The organism is Evansella sp. AB-P1, from assembly GCF_029688925.1.
Classification (GTDB): Bacteria; Bacillota; Bacilli; order Bacillales; family Salisediminibacteriaceae; genus Evansella.
Genome location: NZ_JARUKY010000040.1, coordinates 1 through 2,351 on the forward strand (window position 1 = coordinate 1; position 2,351 = coordinate 2,351).

General features: G+C 52.8%; 1 rRNA gene. It reads right to left on the reverse strand.

The annotated features are described in order from the left end of the window. Window positions 1–64: 64 nt before the first annotated feature. Window positions 65–2,351, reverse strand: a 23S ribosomal RNA gene (locus QA612_RS22385); the annotation flags it as partial.

The window sequence follows — 2,351 nt, forward strand, 5'->3', positions numbered from 1 at the left end:
TTGAGAAGTTGTCCTCTCAAAACTAGATAACAGAATATCTGATTTATGATCTTAGAAAAGTATGGTGGTTAAGTCCTCGATCGATTAGTATCTCTCAGCTTCACATGTCACCATGCGTACACATGAGACCTATCAACCTCATCATCTCTGAGGGATCTTACTCACTTACGTGATGGGAAATCTCATCTTGAGGGGGGCTTCATGCTTAGATGCTTTCAGCACTTATCCCTTCCACACGTAGCTACCCAGCTATGCTCCTGGCGGAACAACTGGTACACCAGCGGTGTGTCCATCCCGGTCCTCTCGTACTAAGGACAGCTCCTCTCAAATTTCCTACGCCTGCGACGGATAGGGACCGAACTGTCTCACGACGTTCTGAACCCAGCTCGCGTACCGCTTTAATGGGCGAACAGCCCAACCCTTGGGACCTACTTCAGCCCCAGGATGCGATGAGCCGACATCGAGGTGCCAAACCTCCCCGTCGATGTGGACTCTTGGGGGAGATTAGCCTGTTATCCCCAGGGTAGCTTTTATCCGTTGAGCGACGGCCCTTCCATGCGGTGCCGCCGGATCACTAAGCCCGACTTTCGTCCCTGCTCGACCTGTATGTCTCGCAGTCAAGCTCCCTTATGCCTTTGCACTCTGCGAATGATTTCCAACCATTCTGAGGGAACCTTTGGGCGCCTCCGTTACTCTTTAGGAGGCGACCGCCCCAGTCAAACTGCCCACCTGACACTGTCCCTGAACCGGATCACGGTTCGAGGTTAGAATTCCAGTACAACCAGGGTAGTATCCCACCGACGCCTCCACCGAAGCTAGCGCTCCGGCTTCCAAGGCTCCTACCTATCCTGTACAAGTTGTACCAAAATCCAATATCAAGCTACAGTAAAGCTCCATGGGGTCTTTCCGTCCTGTCGCAGGTAACCTGCATCTTCACAGGTAATATAATTTCACCGGGTCTCTCGTTGAGACAGTGCCCAAATCGTTGCACCTTTCGTGCGGGTCGGAACTTACCCGACAAGGAATTTCGCTACCTTAGGACCGTTATAGTTACGGCCGCCGTTTACTGGGGCTTCAATTCAGAGCTTCTCCCGAAGGATAACCCCTCCTCTTAACCTTCCAGCACCGGGCAGGTGTCAGCCCCTATACGTCGCCTTGCGGCTTGGCAGAGACCTGTGTTTTTGATAAACAGTCGTTTGGGCCTATTCACTGCGGCTCTCTCGGGCTTGCACCCTATCAGAGCACCCCTTCTCCCGAAGTTACGGGGTCATTTTGCCGAGTTCCTTAACGAGAGTTCTCCCGCGCGTCTTAGAATTCTCTTCCCGCCTACCTGTGTCGGTTTGCGGTACGGGCACCAGTCACCTCGCTAGAGGCTTTTCTTGGCAGTGTAGGATCAGGAACTTCGGTACTATAATTTCCCTCGCCATCACAGCTCAGCCTTATGACAAGCGGATTTGCCTACTTGTCAGCCTAACTGCTTGGACGCGCATATCCATCAGCGCGCTTACCTTACCTTCCTGCGTCCCCCCATTGCTCAAATGGTGACGTGGTGGTACAGGAATTTCAACCTGTTGGCCATCGCCTACGCCTTTCGGCCTCGGCTTAGGTCCCGACTTACCCTGAGCGGACGAGCCTTCCTCAGGAAACCTTAGGCTTTCGACGGAGGGGATTCCCACCCCTCTTTTCGCTACTCATACCGGCATTCTCACTTCCAAGCACTCCACATGTCCTTGCGATCATGCTTCGCTGTCCTTGGAACGCTCCCCTACCCCTGTCCATAAGGACAAGCCATAGCTTCGGTGATACGTTTAGCCCCGGTACATTTTCGGCGCAGAGTCACTCGACCAGTGAGCTATTACGCACTCTTTCAATGGTGGCTGCTTCTAAGCCAACATCCTGGTTGTCTAAGCAACTCCACATCCTTTTCCACTTAACGTATACTTTGGGACCTTAGCTGATGGTCTGGGCTGTTTCCCTCTTGACTACGGATCTTAGCACTCGCAGTCTGACTCCCGAGGATAAGTGATTGGCATTCGGAGTTTGACTGAATTCGGTAATCCTGTGGGGACCCCTAGTCCAATCAGTGCTCTACCTCCAACACTCTTCCCTCGAGGCTAGCCCTAAAGCTATTTCGGGGAGAACCAGCTATCTCCGTGTTCGATTGGCATTTCACCCCTACCCACACCTCATCCCCGCACTTTTCAACGTGCGTGGGTTCGGGCCTCCATCCAGTGTTACCTGGACTTCACCCTGGACATGGGTAGATCACACGGTTTCGGGTCTACAACAACGTACTCATTCGCCCTATTCAGACTCGCTTTCGCTGCGGCTCCGTCTTTTCAACTTAACCT